Annotated in this window: 16 protein-coding genes and 2 riboswitches; of the genes, 6 read left to right on the forward strand and 10 right to left on the reverse strand. The window is 63.5% G+C overall.

All coding sequences use genetic code 11. The features are described from left to right. Positions 1-9: 9 nt before the first annotated feature. The 5 genes from JV201_RS16245 to JV201_RS16265 are packed head-to-tail and all read right to left on the reverse strand — an operon-like array spanning position 10 to position 3,846. Positions 10-840, reverse strand: coding sequence for a DUF2797 domain-containing protein (locus JV201_RS16245; protein ID WP_219405715.1), 831 nt, complete (start codon positions 838-840; stop codon positions 10-12). Then, positions 837-1,097 (reverse strand): YeaC family protein, encoded by a 261-nt coding sequence (locus JV201_RS16250; RefSeq protein ID WP_003217900.1) that lies wholly within the window; start codon positions 1,095-1,097, stop codon positions 837-839. The genes JV201_RS16245 and JV201_RS16250 overlap by 4 nt, the downstream gene beginning before the upstream one ends. A gap of 15 nt (positions 1,098-1,112) precedes the next feature. Then, on the reverse strand, positions 1,113-1,988 hold the full coding sequence (locus JV201_RS16255; protein WP_003217899.1) for a rhomboid family intramembrane serine protease: 876 nt from the start codon (positions 1,986-1,988) through the stop codon (positions 1,113-1,115). Next, entirely contained in the window at positions 1,985-2,959 is a 975-nt protein-coding gene (locus JV201_RS16260; protein ID WP_161635726.1) for a metallophosphoesterase, read from the reverse strand. The genes JV201_RS16255 and JV201_RS16260 overlap by 4 nt, the downstream gene beginning before the upstream one ends. After that, a complete protein-coding gene (locus tag JV201_RS16265) occupies positions 2,956-3,846 on the reverse strand; it encodes an NAD(+) kinase (RefSeq protein WP_003217892.1) in 891 nt (296 codons plus the stop codon). Before JV201_RS16265 ends, JV201_RS16260 begins: the two co-directional genes overlap by 4 nt. A gap of 143 nt (positions 3,847-3,989) precedes the next feature. Here JV201_RS16265 and JV201_RS16270 point away from each other — a divergent pair, with 143 nt between their 5' ends. Continuing rightward, positions 3,990-4,976, forward strand: a complete 987-nt coding sequence (locus JV201_RS16270) for a DUF1853 family protein (protein ID WP_219405716.1) — start codon at positions 3,990-3,992, stop codon at positions 4,974-4,976. Here the strand turns inward: JV201_RS16270 and JV201_RS16275 are convergent. The 5 genes from JV201_RS16275 to JV201_RS16295 all read right to left on the reverse strand — a co-directional run bounded on the left by JV201_RS16275 (position 4,933) and on the right by JV201_RS16295 (position 12,235). After that, positions 4,933-5,535, reverse strand: coding sequence for a VWA domain-containing protein (locus JV201_RS16275; protein WP_219407189.1), 603 nt, complete (start codon positions 5,533-5,535; stop codon positions 4,933-4,935). The two genes, JV201_RS16270 and JV201_RS16275, sit on opposite strands and share 44 nt — an antisense overlap. Before the next feature lie 53 nt (positions 5,536-5,588). Then, entirely contained in the window at positions 5,589-6,587 is a 999-nt protein-coding gene (locus JV201_RS16280) for an ATP-binding protein (protein WP_219405717.1), read from the reverse strand. After that, positions 6,587-10,360, reverse strand: a complete 3,774-nt coding sequence (gene cobN / locus JV201_RS16285) for a cobaltochelatase subunit CobN (RefSeq protein ID WP_219405718.1) — start codon at positions 10,358-10,360, stop codon at positions 6,587-6,589. Before cobN ends, JV201_RS16280 begins: the two co-directional genes overlap by 1 nt. 3 nt (positions 10,361-10,363) lie before the next feature. After that, positions 10,364-11,425 (reverse strand): cobalamin biosynthesis protein CobW, encoded by a 1,062-nt coding sequence (cobW, locus tag JV201_RS16290; protein WP_003217887.1) that lies wholly within the window; start codon positions 11,423-11,425, stop codon positions 10,364-10,366. Positions 11,426-11,517: 92 nt separating this feature from the next. Further along, a riboswitch (cobalamin riboswitch) is annotated at positions 11,518-11,720 on the reverse strand. Further along, the gene (locus tag JV201_RS16295) at positions 11,717-12,235 is read right to left on the reverse strand and encodes a helix-turn-helix domain-containing protein (RefSeq protein ID WP_134326793.1); all 519 of its coding nucleotides are present in this window, start codon (positions 12,233-12,235) and stop codon (positions 11,717-11,719) included. Its footprint overlaps the riboswitch before it by 4 nt. A gap of 113 nt (positions 12,236-12,348) precedes the next feature. Here JV201_RS16295 and fabF point away from each other — a divergent pair, with 113 nt between their 5' ends. The 5 genes from fabF to cobM all read left to right on the forward strand — a co-directional run bounded on the left by fabF (position 12,349) and on the right by cobM (position 16,084). After that, complete coding sequence (fabF, locus tag JV201_RS16300; RefSeq protein WP_219405719.1) at positions 12,349-13,617, forward strand: beta-ketoacyl-ACP synthase II; 1,269 nt, start codon at positions 12,349-12,351, stop codon at positions 13,615-13,617. A 36-nt stretch (positions 13,618-13,653) separates the two neighbouring features. After that, a riboswitch (cobalamin riboswitch) is annotated at positions 13,654-13,870 on the forward strand. A gap of 96 nt (positions 13,871-13,966) precedes the next feature. Next, on the forward strand, positions 13,967-14,155 hold the full coding sequence (locus JV201_RS16305; protein WP_003217883.1) for a CbtB-domain containing protein: 189 nt from the start codon (positions 13,967-13,969) through the stop codon (positions 14,153-14,155). 11 nt (positions 14,156-14,166) lie between these two features. Next, on the forward strand, positions 14,167-14,865 hold the full coding sequence (locus JV201_RS16310; protein ID WP_219405720.1) for a CbtA family protein: 699 nt from the start codon (positions 14,167-14,169) through the stop codon (positions 14,863-14,865). Further along, on the forward strand, positions 14,862-15,254 hold the full coding sequence (locus JV201_RS16315; RefSeq protein WP_003217881.1) for a cobalamin biosynthesis protein: 393 nt from the start codon (positions 14,862-14,864) through the stop codon (positions 15,252-15,254). Before JV201_RS16310 ends, JV201_RS16315 begins: the two co-directional genes overlap by 4 nt. Positions 15,255-15,337: 83 nt before the next feature. Continuing rightward, positions 15,338-16,084, forward strand: coding sequence for a precorrin-4 C(11)-methyltransferase (cobM, locus tag JV201_RS16320; protein WP_102605651.1), 747 nt, complete (start codon positions 15,338-15,340; stop codon positions 16,082-16,084). Positions 16,085-16,430 lie beyond the last annotated feature (346 nt).

Raw genomic sequence — 16,430 nt, forward strand, 5'->3', positions numbered from 1 at the left:
GTCGTCCTTCTACTGATGCACGGCGAGCTGGTAGGCCGTGTATTTACGAATATTGATCACGCCGGTATCGAAGATCAGGTATTGGCCCTTGATCCCCATCAGCGTGCCTTCGGCAATCGGGTTCTTGTCCAGGTTGAAGCTGACGATCTTGGTCGGATACTGCTCGATCGGGTAACGGATTTCGATCGGTTCGATGTCGGTCACCGGTTGGATGGCCTGCAGGCCAAAGCGTTTCTGCAAACCGAGCATGCCTTCGGCACAGCTGGCGAACAGTTCGTCGCGCACCTGCGCAAGGTCGACGGCCTGGGCATCGCCCTTGAGCAGCGCGCGCCAGTTGGTCTTGTCGGCCACCTGGCTGCGGAACAGGTCCTCGACGAAGCCCGACTGCTGGCGCGTGGCAACGCGCATGATCGGCAGCGCCTGGCTGGCGCCCTGGTCGAGCCAGCGGGTCGGCAGCTGGCTGGCGCGGGTGATGCCGACCTTGATCCCCGACGAGTTCGCCAGGTACACCACGTGGTCGGTCATGCAGAATTTTTCACCCCAGGCCGGATCGCGGCAGGTGCCGGCGTCGTAATGGCAGCGCTCGGGGCTCATGATGCACAGGTCGCACTGGGCCAGTTTGGTCATGCACGGGTAGCAGTAACCCTGGCTGAAACTGGTCTTGGTCTTGCGACCGCAATGGGTGCAATGGATCGCACCGAGGTATTCCAGGCGCACGGTAGTGCCGATCAATGGATTGACCGGCACCTCGGTATCGCCCAGGCGAAACGCGTATTGAACGGTCGGCTCACCCAACTGCGCCGACATCTTGCTGACTGCACCACGGCCAATCTCAATCAATGGATGGCATCCGACTTGAACAGGATGTTCGGCACCGGCGCCGACTTCGAGGCGCATTCCTGCGGGCCCATGTAGCCGGTGCGCTGGTCTTCCGGCAGGTTCTGCAGTTCCCAGGCGATCACCGCCTGCAACGACAGTTCACGCTGCTCGGCGGTGAGCTTGCGGCCATCGGACCATTTGCCGATTTCCACGGCGAGCTTGAGGCTCTCGTAGATGTCCGGGGTGATGTTTTCGATCATTTCGACAAAAGAGGACATAAGACTCTTCCTTAACTAAATAGGAGACATTTTGCGGCGGCTGTACAAGCCACCCAACAAACCGGTCAGGCAACCCATCACCAGGCCACCCACGTGGGCCGCGTTGGCGATTTCGCCGAAGCCGATCATCGAGACCAGGCCCGACAGGCACAGCACCAGCCACACCAGCATCATCACCAACACCCCGCGAGGCAGGCGATACATCGGATTCGGCGACACCCACTGATAGATCCAGCAATGCCCGAGCAAGCCATACAGCACGCCGGACAACCCGCCAAACAGGCCGGGACCACCAAAATAGTATTGAGCGTAGTTCGACACCAGGCTGAACAGCAGGGTCAGGCCCAGCAGGTTGATGCTGCCCTGGCGCAACTCGATGCGCCGCCCCAGTTCCCAGTACCACATGCCGTTCATGGCCAGGTGCAGGATGCCGAAGTGGATCAACATCGGCGTGACGAGGCGCCACCACTGTCCCGACGCCAGGCTGTCGGTCAATGGCGTGAAACGGATGTACTCGCCTGCCACGCTGAACGGCAGGAAGGTCAGCCAGCTCATGGCTTGCAGGTTATCCCCCAGCAACGTAACGGCGCCGACGATGATGCTCAGCAGCAACACCAACGCGGTCACCGGGCTGTGGCGAAGCTGCTGGGCAAACCCGGGACGCCTGGTCGACGTCGCCTGCTCGGGAATGTCCAGTTGCTGGTCCGGGTCACCGGCCGGAAAGCGCTGGTACAGGACCTTCACGTCTTCACTGATGGAGTCAGGCACCCACAGCACCTGCTCCCCGGCTTCTTCGCTGACGCGATGGGGCACTTGCATGCGTTGCAGAAGCTTGACGAAACCACTCAAATCCACCGCCAGCGGCAGGCGTAATACAGCAACGGTACTCATGAAATAACCTCAGGGCGCTCGACATCGACCCAAACAAATTTACGCGGGTCCAGGCGGGTTTCCTGATCCAGCCGGTACGCCACCAGCTTGCCGTACAGCACCGCGCTGTAGTCCAGGCAGGCCAGGTTCGGGCGGATCGGCGCCGGTTTGCCGCTGCGCCAGTAGTGGCCGACGAACAGCAATGGCTCGTCGACGCCGTAGCGCAGCAGGGAATTCTTTTCAGTGGACGACAGCGGCGTGGCGGCCACCGGTTCCGGCAGCGCATCGGGCTGGAACACGATATCGCCGTAGGTTTTCGGGTCGTCTTCCCAGAACTTGGTGCGGAAGAACGAACGCGTCAGGCCGTCGCCGCCGGTCAGGGTCAGGCCGTCCGGCAGGCGCATGTCGGTGCCGCGCAACAGGCGGTCGAAGGCATTGCTGGCGAAACTGCCAGGCACGGCGGCGGCTTGCAGGAAGTGTTCGTCGATGCAGCCGTCCGGGAAATGCGCGCGCAGGGGCTCGATAAAGCCGTTGTCCCAGCAAGCGTGCACTACGCGGAATCGCCCGGCGTCGACAAACAGCGGCATGTCATAGAACCAGCCGAGGAAATCGTGCCAGTCTGCCGGGTGCTGTTCGAACTGGGTCAGGGTCTCGTGGATCAACCGCGCGTGGCGTGGCGTGTGCTCGCGCACAAACTGCTTGCCGCTGCCTGGGGCGGCGGGCGTGCTCCAGCCCAGCGCGTTGAACTCATGGTTGCCCATGATGCACAGTGCCTGGCCGGCCTCGGTCATGTCGTGGACGATATGCAGCGCCTCGCGAATGCGCGGGCCACGGTCGATGATATCGCCGAGGAACACGGCCATTCGCGACGGATGGCGCCAGGTACCGCCCTGCTTGTGGTAACCCAACCGGTCGAGCAAGTGCTCAAGGGTATGAGCGCAACCGTGCACGTCACCAATCAGGTCGTAGCTACGCGCGGGATCGAGCATCAGTCGCCTCCACCCCCCAAGCGGCTGCCCCAGCCCAGCTTGGTCCGGCACACTTCGTAGTAGTTGTGGTCCAGCGGGTGGATCAACCGCAACTTCTGTGCCTTTTTGCTCACGGTGATGGTGTCACCGGGGGCGCAGGTGAAATGGTTCTGCCCGTCGCAGGAGACTTGCGGGTAGATCTGCATGTCTTTTGACACCACGATTTTCAGCTCACTGTTGCCATCGACCACGATAGGCCTGCTGGACAACATATGGGGATACATCGGCACGATCACAATGGCATCCAGCTTGGGATGCATGATCGGCCCACCGGCCGACAGCGCGTAGGCCGTGGACCCGGTCGGCGTGGCGACGATCAGGCCGTCGGCCTTCTGGCTGCACACGAACTGGCCGTCGATGTACAACTCGAACTCGATCATCCGCGTCGACTTGCCGGGGTGCAGCACCACATCGTTGAGGGCGTCGCCCTGGCCGATGGCTTCGCCGTGGCGGCGCACTTCGGCTTGCAGCAGGAAGCGGTTTTCCACCAGGTAGTGGCCGTCCAGCACCTTGGCCACTTCGACTTCCAGCTCGTCGGGGCGAATATCGGTGAGGAACCCCAGGCTTCCGCGGTTGATCCCCAGCACCGGCACGTTATGCCGCGCCAGCGCCCGGGCGGCGCCCAGCAGGCTGCCGTCGCCGCCCACCACGATCACCATGTCGCAGACTTCACCGAGCATCTTGCGCGACGAGGTCTGCAGGCCATGGCCCGGGAGGATTTCAGCGATGGTGTCTTCGAGGATCACGTGCAGGTGGCGCTCGAGCAGAAACTTTTTCAGTCGGCGGACGGTGTCCAGCACCTGGGTACTGCCCAGGCGACCGATAATGCCGATATTGCGAAATTGCTCCATGGGGCTCCTGCGGGGTTTGGGTTCTGCAAAAAAGAACGATTATGGGCGAAAGCCGGCGTTACACAAAATCCTTTGTCGCCGCAAACCCCAGACGACAACGGTTCTCAGCCCCCTTCCCGGCTGTAAAAGGCTATGCTCGGACCATGACTCTGTTCCCTGATTTGCAGCACCTGCCCCGCCAACTGCGTCACCCCGAGGTGCGCGATCTCGCGTGGGTGATGCTCGCCCCGCCGATGCTCGCGCAAACGCCGTGGCCACAACGCCACCCGCTGACCGGCAGCGACTGGGTGCAGGCCCCGCATTTGCTGGAGCATTGGCTGCGCCAGCTGGACCAGGACAGCAGTGCCTTGCTGCATTGGCTGAGCCAGGCACGCACCCGCCGGCTGGGGTTGTATTACGAACGCCTGTGGCAATTCGCCGTGCAGCATGCGCCGGGCGTGGAACTGCTGGCAGCCAACCTGCCGATCCGCCAGGCCGGGCATACCCTGGGCGAGCTGGACATGCTGCTGCGCGACCGTGACGGTGTGCATCATCTGGAACTGGCGATCAAACTCTACCTCGGGCCCCAGGACGGTGATGGCCGGGACACCGCGCAATGGCTCGGCCCCGGCTGCCACGACCGGCTCGACCGCAAGCTGGCCCACCTGGCCCAGCACCAACTGCCGATTTCCGCCCGGCCGGAGAGCCGCGAGGTCCTGGCCGCGCTGGATATCCAGGCCTTTGATGCCCATCTGTGGCTGGGCGGGTATCTGCTCTACCCATGGCCGGGCATGGCGCAGGCCCCGCAGGGCGCGCATCCCCAACACCTGAATGGCCGCTGGCTGCATCAGCGCGATTGGTCGAGGTTTATCGAGCAAAGCCCGGCAGGACGCTGGCAACCGCTGCCCCGCCATGCATGGCTGGCACCGGCGCACTACCCGGCGGACGAAGCCTGGGACGCGGCCCGGATGCAGCACTGGCTAACCGAACTGGACCCCATGGCGCCCGCGCAGTTGCTGGTGCGCCTGGTGGAAAACAGCGAAGGCGAATGGGAAGAAGCCGAACGGTTGTTTCTGGTGGCGGATCTGTGGCCGAACGTGCCGGCGCTTACAGGTTATCGATATGCCGATAGTCAATCTGTAACCCCATAGCCAGCTGCTTTGAACGACCCAACCGAATCGGGCCGCGCTCGATGTCCACCAGCAAACCCGGGCAGTCCAGCGGCGGCAAACCCGCCACATCCTTCAGCCGCCCATCGGTGATCACCAGCAACCGCTGCTGCTCCACCGGGTAACGCTTGCGACGAGCCGCCAACCAGTGCCCCGCTTCGTTCAGCGCTGCCAACAATGGCGTGCCACCGCCTGCACCGAGGCCATCAAGCCAATGACCAAGCCCTTTTGCCGCCTTTAATCCCTGCACCTGCCACTTTGGCGATTGCCCGCTCGCGGTGAGCAACGCCATGCGCGCCCGCTTTCGATAGGCATCGTCGAACAGTTGGGCCAGTAATCCCTTGGCATCGCTAAGCGCCTGATGCCGCCGGGTGGAGGCCGAAGCATCGACAATCACCAGCCACAGCTCATGGGGCGTACGGCTACGCAGTTGATACAGCAAATCTTCGCGGCGTTGCGGCCGCCCGCCGAGCAAGGTACCCGGCCAGTTGATCGAACCTTCGGCCGCGCTGCGCGCCTGGCCTCGCCGGCCCTTGTTCAGTCGACCCGCCTTGGGCCGTGCATCCGCCCCCGCGTCAGGTTTGGGGCGGATGCCTAGGGCTTTTTTGGCCAGGTGGGCACATCACGGCGAGCACCTATCGGCAAGGCGGCTGCGGGCATGTCGCCCCATTGGCCCTGGCCTTCAGGTGCATCATTGGGCTTGGGTGATTGACCGCCAGCGGGCGGCGTTGCAGGCGGGGATTGCTCCTGACGACGATGGCGCAGGGCAAATTCCGCGACCGCTTCGATATCTTCTTCGCTGATAGCCGTCGCGCCCCGCCAGGCCGCATGGGCACGTGCGCCACGCAGCCAGACCAGGTCGGCGCGCAAGCCATCGACCCCAGCGGCAAAGCAGCGCTCGGTAATCTGCGCCAGCGCCTGGTCATCCAACGGGATGCTATCCAGCAATGCGCGGGCCCGGGTGCAGCGCTCACGTAACGCGGCCTGCCGGTCGGCCCATTGCCCGCAGAAACCCTGAGGGTCGCTGTCGAAATCCAGGCGGCGACGGATGATCTGCCCGCGTTCGGCCGGCTGGGTGTGCCCGCTCAGCGCCACGTTGAAACCAAACCGGTCGAGCAATTGCGGGCGCAGCTCGCCCTCTTCCGGGTTCATGGTGCCGATCAGTACAAAACGCGCCGAATGCCGGTGGGAAATCCCGTCGCGCTCGATCAGGTTGGTGCCGCTGGCGGCCACGTCCAGCAGCAGGTCCACCAGGTGGTCGGGCAGCAGGTTGACTTCATCGACATAGAGCACGCCGCCGTCGGCCTTGGCCAGCACGCCGGGGGAAAACTGTGCGCGGCCCTCACTGAGTGCCGCGTCCAGATCGAGTGTGCCCACCAGCCGCTCTTCGGTGGCGCCCAACGGCAGCGTGACGAACTGGCCGCTGGCGAGCAAGTCCGCCAGGCCACGGGCCAGGGTGGACTTGGCCATGCCCCGCGGGCCTTCAATCAGCACGCCACCGATCTTCGGGTCGATGGCGGTCAGGCACAGGGCCAGTTTCAGCTCGTCGGCGCCGACCACGGCGGACAGCGGGAAATGTGGAATGTCGGTCATCAACTGCCTTCTTCTATATCCAACAACAGGTTTTCCAACGCCTCGCGGTACGCCCCAGGCTCCTGCCACATGCCGCGTTGCTGGGCTTCGAGCATGCGTTCGGTCATGTCCCGCAGGGCATCCGGGTTGTGCTGCTGCACAAAGGCGCGGGTGTCCGGGTCCAGCAAGTAGGCATCCGCCAGCAATGCATATTGATGATCGTCGATCAACGCCGTCGTAGCGTCGAACGCGAACAGATTATCCACGGTGGCCGCCATCTCGAACGCGCCTTTGTAGCCGTGGCGCTTCACCCCTTCGATCCACTTCGGGTTGGCCGCCCGGGCACGAATCACCCGGTTCAACTCTTCCTTCAACGTGCGGATCTTCGGCAGGTCCGGCTGACTGTGGTCACCATGATAGCTGGCAGCCTTGTCGCCGCTCAGGGTTTCCACGGCGGCGAGCATGCCGCCCTGGAATTGGTAGTAATCATTGGAGTCGAGCAGGTCATGCTCGCGGTTGTCCTGGTTTTGCAACACCGCCTGCACCTGGCTCAAACGCTGGGCAAACTGTTCGCGGGCGGCGGTGCCTTCGTCGGAGCCGCCATAGGCGTAGCCGCCCCAGTTCAGGTAAACCTCGGCCAGGTCTTCGCGGCTCTGCCACAAGCGCCCATCAATCGCGCCCTGCACGCCGGCACCATAGGCACCGGGCTTGGCACCGAAGATCCGCCAACCAGCCTGCTTCGCCGCCGCGTCCTCGTCCAGGCCCGACAGGCGCAAGGCCTCGCGCTCACTGCGCACCTTGGCCGCCAGCGGGTTCAGGTCGTCGGGTTCGTCCAGCGCCGCCACGGCTTGCACCGCCGCATCGAACAGGCGGATCAGGTTGGCGAACGCATCGCGGAAGAATCCCGACACGCGCAAGGTCACATCCACCCGTGGCCGGTCCAGCAGGTTGATGGGCAGGATTTCAAAGTCATCCACCCGCTGGCTGCCCGTGGCCCACACCGGGCGCACGCCCATCAGCGCCATGGCCTGGGCGATATCGTCGCCACCGGTGCGCATGGTGGCGGTGCCCCACACCGACAGGCCGAGTTGGCGCAAGTGGTAGCCATGGTCTTGCAGGTGACGCTCAAGGATCAGGTTCGCCGACTGGAAGCCGATGCGCCAGGCAGTGGTGGTGGGCAGGTTGCGCACATCCACCGAGAAAAAGTTGCGACCGGTGGGCAACACGTCCAGGCGGCCCCGGCTCGGAGCGCCGCTGGGCCCGGCCGGGACGAAGCGCCCGCTCAAGGCATCCAGCAACCCGCGCATTTCCGCCGGGCCGCAGGCATCCAGGCGTGGCGCGACGACGATGCGCAAGCTCTCGATCACCGCCTTGACGTCTTCCCAGCCGGGCTCTTCAAGCTGCTCCACGGCACCTTCCAGCGCCTGCTCGATCAAGCGCGCGGCATACAGCTCCAGGCGTTCACGGGTGTCGCCGGCGGTGCGCCACAACTGCGTGTCGATCTTCTGCAGCACCAATGGCCGGCGCCCGGTCCACGGCTCGGCCAGGGCGCAGTCCAGCGGATCGAAGCCCAGGTCGAAGGCCTTGGCCAATACCCGCAGCAGGCTCGATTGCGGCCCGCGCCCATCGCCACGCGGAATACGCAACAACGCCAGCAAGGTGTCGATGCGCAAGCGGCCCTCGGGTGACTCGCCGAAAATGTGCAGGCCATCGCGAATCTGCGACTCCTTCAAGTCACACAGGTAGGTGTCCAGGCGCGGCAGCCAGATCGCCGCATCGGCGTCGCTGTCGAGGTTTTCGTCCAGGGCCAGTTCCTGGTCGATGCGGGTTTCGCGCACCAGCTTGAGGATGTCCTTTTGCAGTTCGCGGGCACGTCGTGGGTCGAGCAGTTGTGCCTCGTAATACTCGTCGGCCAGCAACTCCAGGTCGCGCAGCGGCCCATAGGTTTCGGCGCGGGTCAGCGGCGGCATCAGGTGGTCGATGATCACGGCCTGGGTGCGGCGCTTGGCCTGGGCGCCCTCGCCCGGGTCATTGACGATAAACGGGTAGATATTCGGCAGCGGCCCCAGTAGTGCGTCGGGCCAGCAGTTCTCGGAAAGCCCGACGCCCTTGCCCGGCAGCCATTCCAGGTTGCCGTGCTTGCCAACGTGGATCACGCCGTGGGCGCCGTAGGTGTGGCGCAACCAGAAGTAGAACGCCAGGTAGCCATGGGGCGGCACCAGGTCCGGGTCGTGATAGACCGCACTCGCGTCCACCTGGTAACCCCGGGCCGGCTGGATGCCGACGAAGGTCAGGCCCAAACGCAGGCCCGCGATCATCATGCGCCCGTCGCGGAACATCGGATCGCTATGAGGCGTACCCCAGCGTGCCAACACGGCCTGGCGATTGGACTCGGGCAAGCGGTTGAACATCGCCTCGTAGTCATCCAGCGCCAGGCTCTGATGACAGGGACGCAAGTCGAGGCTGTCCAGGTCGTTGCTGACGCCGCCCAAGAGCGCCTGGATCAGTGCCGTTCCGCTTTCCGGCAGCTCGTCCGGCAGCGGATAACCTTGGATTTTCAGTGCCCGCAGGATATTCAGCGCGGCGGCTGGGGTGTCTAGACCCACGCCGTTGCCGATACGTCCGTCCCGGGTCGGGTAGTTGGCGAGGATCAGCGCGATACGCTTTTCGCCATTCGGCACCCTCGCCAGTTCGACCCAGCGCCGCGCCAGTTCGGCGACAAAGTCCATGCGCTCCGGCTGTGCGCGATAGCACACCACATCCGACTGGCTGCGCTCACTGCGCCAGGCCAGGTCCTTGAAGCTGATGGGCCGGCTGATGATGCGCCCGTCCAGTTCCGGCAACGCGATGTGCATCGCCAGGTCACGTGGGCCGAGGCCTTGCTCGCTGGCCTGCCAGCCGGGCTCGTTGTCCTGGGCGCAAATCGCCTGGATCACCGGGATATTGCGGCGAAACGGCCGCAGGTGCGGCGCTTCGGGGCTGGACTGGGCAAAACCGGTGGTGTTCAGAATCACCGAGGCGTGCACCTCGTCCAGCAAATCCTCGACCACGGTCAGGCAACCGGGCTCTTTCAAACTGGCCACCGCCATCGGCAGCGGGTTGAGACCCGCGGCCTGCAAGCGCTGGCAAAAAACATCGATAAAGCCGGTGTTGGCCGCCTGCAAATGGGAGCGGTAGAACAGCACCGCCGCCACGGGAAAATCAGCTTGCCAGTCAGCCTGCCAATCGTTGAGACGGGCATTGGCTTTATGCGGGTGATAAATCGCCGTGCGCGGCAGGGTTTGCGGCTCGCTCCAGGCGTAATCGCGGCCAAGGTAGCCGGCGGCCAGGCAACGATAGAAATCCAGCGCATTCCCCAAACCACCCTGGCGCAGGAAGTGCCAGAGCCGGTCACGTTCCTCGGCACCCACGGTGCTGAGGCCACTGAGTTCCGGGTCCGGGCGATCATCCCCCGGCACCAGGATCAGCTGCACGCCGCGCTCGGCCAACTCCACCAGGCGCTCGATACCGTAGCGCCAATAACCGATGCCGCCGTGCAGCGAAATCAGGATGACCTTGGCGTGGCGCAGCACCTCGTCCACATACAGGTCGACCGAAGCATGGTTCTGCACCTGCATCGGGTTGGCCAGGCGCAGGCTCGGGTAATCCTCGGGCAACTGCTGGGCCGCTTCGGCCAGCAGCGCCAGGCTGGAATCACCGCTGCACAGGATCACCAGCTCGGCGGGGGTTTGCCCAAGGTCGGCGATGTTGTCATCCGAAACGAAACCGCCGGGCTGGGTCCTGAGCAGATGCATGGTTTAAACGCTGAGGGCAGCGCGCAGTTGCGCTTCGAGCAACGCGGCGTCGAGTTCCTGGCCGATCAGCACCAGGTGCGTGGCGCGCGGCTCATCGGCGCGCCAGGCGCGGTCGAAGTGCTTGTCGAAACGCGTGCCCACGCCCTGGATCAGCAGGCGCATCGGCTTGTTCGGGATCGCCGCGAAGCCCTTGACCCGCAGGATGCCGTGCTTGACCACCAGTTGGGTCAGGGCGTCCAGCAGCAGGCTTTCGTCGGCCTGGGGCAGTTCGATGGAGATGGAGTCGAAGGCATCGTGGTCGTGGTCGTCCTCACCTTCGTGATGATGATCGTGATGGCTGTGGCGGCCGTCGATGTGTTCTTCCGAGCCCGCGCCCAGGCCGATCAATACGTCCAGCGGCAGGCGACCGCTGCTGGCTTCGATGATTTTTACCGCCGGCGGCAGTTCTTCTGCCACTTCCAGGCGCACACGGGCCAGGTCTTCAGGGCTGATCAGGTCGGACTTGTTGAGGATCACCAGGTCGGCGCTGGCCAGTTGGTCGGCGAACAGCTCGTGCAGGGGGGATTCGTGGTCCAGGTTCGGGTCGAGCTTGCGCTGGGCGTCAACTTGGTCCGGGAAGGCGGCGAAAGTACCGGCGGCCACGGCCGGGCTGTCGACCACGGTGATCACGGCGTCAACGGTGCAGGCGCTGCGGATTTCCGGCCACTGGAATGCCTGGACCAAGGGTTTTGGCAGGGCCAGGCCCGAAGTTTCGATGAGGATATGGTCGAGGTCGCCGCGACGGGCCACCAGTTCGCGCATCACCGGGAAGAACTCTTCCTGGACCGTGCAGCACAGGCAGCCATTGGCCAATTCGTAGACGCGGCCGTTCGCCTCTTCTTCGGTACAGCCGATGGAGCATTGCTTGAGGATTTCACCGTCAATGCCCAGCTCGCCGAACTCGTTGACGATCACCGCGATGCGGCGCCCCTGGGCGTTATCCAGCATGTGGCGCAGCAAGGTGGTCTTGCCCGAGCCGAGGAAGCCGGTAACGATGGTGACGGGGAGTTTGGCCAGTGTTTTCATCGGATGCCCTTTGGGGCGGGCATACGGGACGAGTGGCCCTGCGCGGGTGCGCAGAAGCAGAATTCGCCACCGGATCACCCCGCCCGGTTGAAGTAGAAAATCGGTTGCGAGGCAGGTCTCCTGGCTTGGGGCTTGCCGGCGGTGATGCCGGCGCTGGCTGCGCCTTCCCGCCTTGTTCAGGCAGTGGCGTGGCAGTCAGATAAACCCTTTACAGTTGCGGGGGCAGCCGCGGCATTGACCGCGTTCCCTTCTTAGCTTCGGCCTGGGCCGAAGAACCTCGAAGGTGCAAGGCTACGCAGTGCGCGGGGACGGGTCAATGTCCGAGCGTTTGGCACTAAGCAGCGCCAGGCGCTCCAGCATGCCCTCGCTGGCGGCAGGCCCGGCTTGAACGCTGCATTGCTCGACGGACACGCGCACACCGTCGGCGTCCACCACCGCCACTTCCACCGGGCGCCGGGTTTCCCGGTCAACCAATTGCAGGCTTTCACCTTCGTTGGCGAAATGGCGGTTGCCCCAACCGACGAACGCCATGATCACCACCCGGAAATCCTCGCCGACCGGCGTCGGCACGTACTCGAAACGGGGCGGCCGCTCGCTGTATTGCCGGCGTTCCAGCAGCCCCGCTTCCACCAGGCTGTTGAGCCGGCGAGTGAGCATGTTCGGAGCGATCCCCAGGCTCTGGGAAAACTCGTCAAAACGCCGCAAACCTTGCAGCGCGTCGCGCATGATCAGGATGCTCCACCACTCGCCTACCCGTTCCACTCCACGGGCTACCGGGCATTCGGCATTCACCAGCGACTTACGTTGCATTGCAGTTCCTCTGTGGGGCGGCTACGGAAATTTCAGCTATCGGATGTTACTTTCATAATGATAGTTTCGTCCATGCATTGCTACCAACCTGAAATTTGCGGAGCTAAGCGATCATGAGTAAGCGAATTGTTGTGACCGGCATGGGTGCAGTGACACCGCTGGCAACCGGCGTGGAACAGACCTGGAAGCGCCTGCTGGCCGGTGAATCCGGGATTCGCAGGCTACCCGAGGCATTGATCGGCGACCTGGCAATCAGCATCGGCGGCCAAGTGTTGGACCGCATCCAGGACCCTGAAGCCGGCTTTGACCCGGACACTGTCATCCCGGCCAAGGAACAACGCAAGATGGACCGGTTCATCGTGTTTGCCCTGGCAGCCGCGCAAGAGGCCCTGGCCCAGGCTGGCTGGAGTCCGCAGACGCCATCGCAGCAGGAACGTACCGCGACAATCATCGCCTCCGGCGTGGGTGGTTTTCCCGCGATTGCCGAGGCCGTTCGTACGGCTGACAGCAAAGGGCCTCGCCGCCTGTCGCCGTTCACGATCCCGTCATTCCTCGGCAACATGGCGGCCGGGCACGTGTCGATCCAGCATCAGTTGAAAGGCCCGCTGGGCTCCCCCGTCACTGCCTGCGCTGCCGGTGTACAGGCGATTGGTGATGCTGCGCGCATGATCCGTGCCGGCGAAATCGACATCGCCGTGTGTGGCGGCGCCGAAGCCTGCATCCACCGAGTCAGCCTCGGCGGTTTTGCTGCGGCGCGTGCGCTGTCGAGCGATTACAACGACACGCCGGCATTGGCTTCCCGCCCGTTCGATCAAGGCCGCGACGGGTTTGTGATGGGCGAAGGTGCCGGGCTGTTGGTGATCGAGGAACTGGAGCATGCATTGGCTCGCGGGGCGACGCCTATCGCAGAGCTGGTGGGCTACGGCACCAGCGCCGACGCCTATCACATGACCTCGGGCCCGGAAGATGGCTCGGGTGCACGCAGGGCAATGGAACTGGCGATCGCGCAGGCCGGAATCAGCGCCGCACAGATCCAGCACTTGAACGCCCACGCCACGTCGACCCCCGTAGGCGACAACGGCGAGCTGGCAGCGATCAATACGCTGTTCGGAGCCGATTCCAGTGTGGCTATCAGCGCAACGAAGTCGGCGACTGGCCACTTGCTGGGCGCAGCGGGCGGGATCGAGGCGATCTTCACCGTGCTCGCCCTGCGCGACCAGATTGCCCCGGCGACCCTCAACCTGGACAACCCGGACCCCGCTGCCGAAGGACTGGATATGGTCCGAGGCCAAGCCCGGTCGTTGCCGATTGAATACGCGATTTCCAATGGGTTTGGATTCGGCGGCGTGAATGCCAGCGTGCTGTTCAAACGCTGGCAATAACCCGGCGATTTGACGCCCATCGCCCGCCCATGCTCTCCTACACATCTTGTTTCGGGTGCCCTTCACAGGGTGAAACGGGAAACCGGTGAGTCATGTTCCTTTACTCAAGGGCGTGACGAGTCCGGTGCTGCCCCCGCAACGGTAAGCGAGTGAAGCATCAAAACCACTGTGCCTCTACGGCATGGGAAGGTGATGCTTTCAAGGCCCAGGCCCCTCGCAAGCCCGGAGACCGGCCCGAAAAAATCAGATAACAAACCCGCGGTGGGCGGGCGCTGTTCAGAACCCTGCGTGCCTGGCTCGCGGGGTTTTCATGCGCTCGTGTCACCCTGAAACCCTGAAGGGACGCGCCATGTCGATCATCAGCAGCACCGCCTCTACCGCCAGCACCACCGCCACCCTGAGCCAACGCCTGACTGCCGCCATCGGCGCGTCGATCCTCGGCGCGTGCCTGGTGTATTTCGCCGGTTTCTCGCACATCGAAGCGGTGCACAACGCCGCCCACGATACCCGCCACAGCGCTGCGTTCCCGTGCCACTGAGACCTGCCGACATGATCAAGCGTATTGCTCAAACCGCAGGTTTCACCGGCCTCCTGGCCGCCTTGCTGCTGACCTTGCTGCAAAGCTTCTGGGTTGCCCCGCTGATCCTGCAGGCGGAGACCTTCGAAAACGCCCCGGCCGCGACCGAAGTGCATGAACATGCCGAAGCCACGGCCCACACCCACGACGCTGAAGCCTGGGAGCCGGAAGATGGCTGGCAGCGTGTGCTGTCGACTACGGGCGGTAACCTGGTGGTCGCCGTAGGTTTTGCCCTGATGCTTGCCGGCCTGTACACCCTGCGTGCACCGACCCGTACGGCCCAAGGCCTGCTATGGGGCCTGGCCGGTTACGCCGCCTTTGTGTTGGCGCCGACCCTGGGCTTGCCGCCTGAATTGCCGGGGACTGCGGCGGCAGACCTGGCGCAACGGCAAATCTGGTGGATCGGCACTGCCGCCTCTACCGCTGCCGGTATCGCGCTGATCGTGTTCGGTCGTAACTGGCTGCTGAAAATCCTGGGCGTGGCGATCCTGGCTGTGCCCCATGTGATTGGCGCACCACAGCCGGAAGTCCACTCGATGCTGGCGCCGGAGGCTCTGGAAGCTCAATTCAAGATCGCCTCGCAGTTGACCAACGTTGCCTTCTGGCTGGCGCTGGGCTTGATCAGTGCCTGGCTGTTTCGCCGTAACCGTGATGGTCAGTATTCGGCATGATCCTGGCGGTTGGCCTGGGGTGTCAGCGGGGTTGTTCTGTCGACATCCTGCGTGAACTGTTCAACGCCGCCCTCGCCGAGGGTGGCATTGAGCGTCAGCGCATCACTGCGTTGGCCAGTCTTGATCGCAAGCGGGATGAGCCGGGGTTGCTGGCACTGGCTCAGGTTCTGGATTTGCCGTTGGTATTTTTCAGTGCGGAGCAATTGGCGCCCTATGAAGATCGACTGAGCCATAAGTCCGAGACGGTTTTTGCTCATACCGGCTGCTACGGCATTGCTGAAAGTGCCGCCCTGGCCCTGGCAGAACAGCTGTCTCAAAGCCCTGCCACCCTGCTGATCACCCGCAAAAAAACCGCCCAGGCCACCTTTGCATTGGCTTGCGCCGGCTGAATTCCCGATAATCGTCAGCTTTGATCATGAGCAATCTTCATCTGGAGAGCTGCTCGCGTGCTTTTTTTCACAGGAATGAATCCATGACTGTCTTTTTCATCGGCGCAGGCCCAGGCGATCCGGAATTGATCACGGTCAAGGGGCAGCGGCTGATTCGCAGTTGCCCGGTGATTATCTATGCCGGCTCGCTGGTACCGGCGGCGGTGCTTGAGGGGCATCAGGCTGAGCTGGTGGTCAACAGTGCGGAGTTGCATCTGGAGCAGATCATCGAGCTGATCAAGACGGCCCATGAGAAAGGCCAGGATGTGGCGCGGGTGCATTCCGGGGATCCGAGTTTGTACGGGGCGATTGGGGAGCAGATTCGGCTGTTGCGGGAGCTTGGGATTGGGTTTCAGATCATTCCCGGAGTGACGGCGGTGGCGGCTTGTGCGGCATTGTTAGAGGCTGAGCTGACATTGCCGGACATTGCACAGAGTGTAATTTTGACGCGGTATGCGGATAAGACGGCGATGCCTGAGGGTGAGGTGTTCAGTAGCCTGGCGCAGCATGGGACGACCATGGCGATTCACCTGGGGGTGAATCATCTGGAGAAGATCGTGGCTGAGTTGGTGCCTCACTATGGGGAGGATTGTCCGATTGCGGTGGTGCATCGGGCGACCTGGCCGGATCAGGATTGGGCCATTGGTACGCTGGCGGATATTGCCGGGAAGGTGGCAGCCAAGGGGTTTCGGCGTACGGCGTTGATTCTGGTGGGTCGGGTTTTGGCCAGTGACAGTTTTGGTGAGTCGTCGTTGTATCGTGCGGGGCATGCGCATTTGTATCGGCCCTGAGGGGGGATGGTGTACATATCCGTTATTTAGGTAACGGCGACTATTGGTTCCGCTCTTACAGCGGCTCACTTTTGAAGAGCGCAAAAGTAAGCAAAACGCTCTTGCCCCACCACTCGGCACCTCGCCTAGGCTCGGTGTGCCCTCACTCCGGCTTTGGACCGTGGGCCGCCGTCATGGGCCATCCCTGGCCCAGGACGGCTAACCTGGCGTCCTGCCAGGTTACCCACGCTCCAAAGCCTGCGTTCGGCCAGCGTGGTTAACGGGGCGCCCAAGATCAAGATCAAAAGCAGATCAAGAGCACAGCGGCCTACCGGCCGGCTTGAGTGTTGAAGAGCAAAATCAAAAT

The sequence above is a fragment of the Pseudomonas sp. Colony2 genome, from assembly GCF_019382755.1.
In the GTDB taxonomy this organism is placed as follows: Bacteria; Pseudomonadota; Gammaproteobacteria; order Pseudomonadales; family Pseudomonadaceae; genus Aquipseudomonas.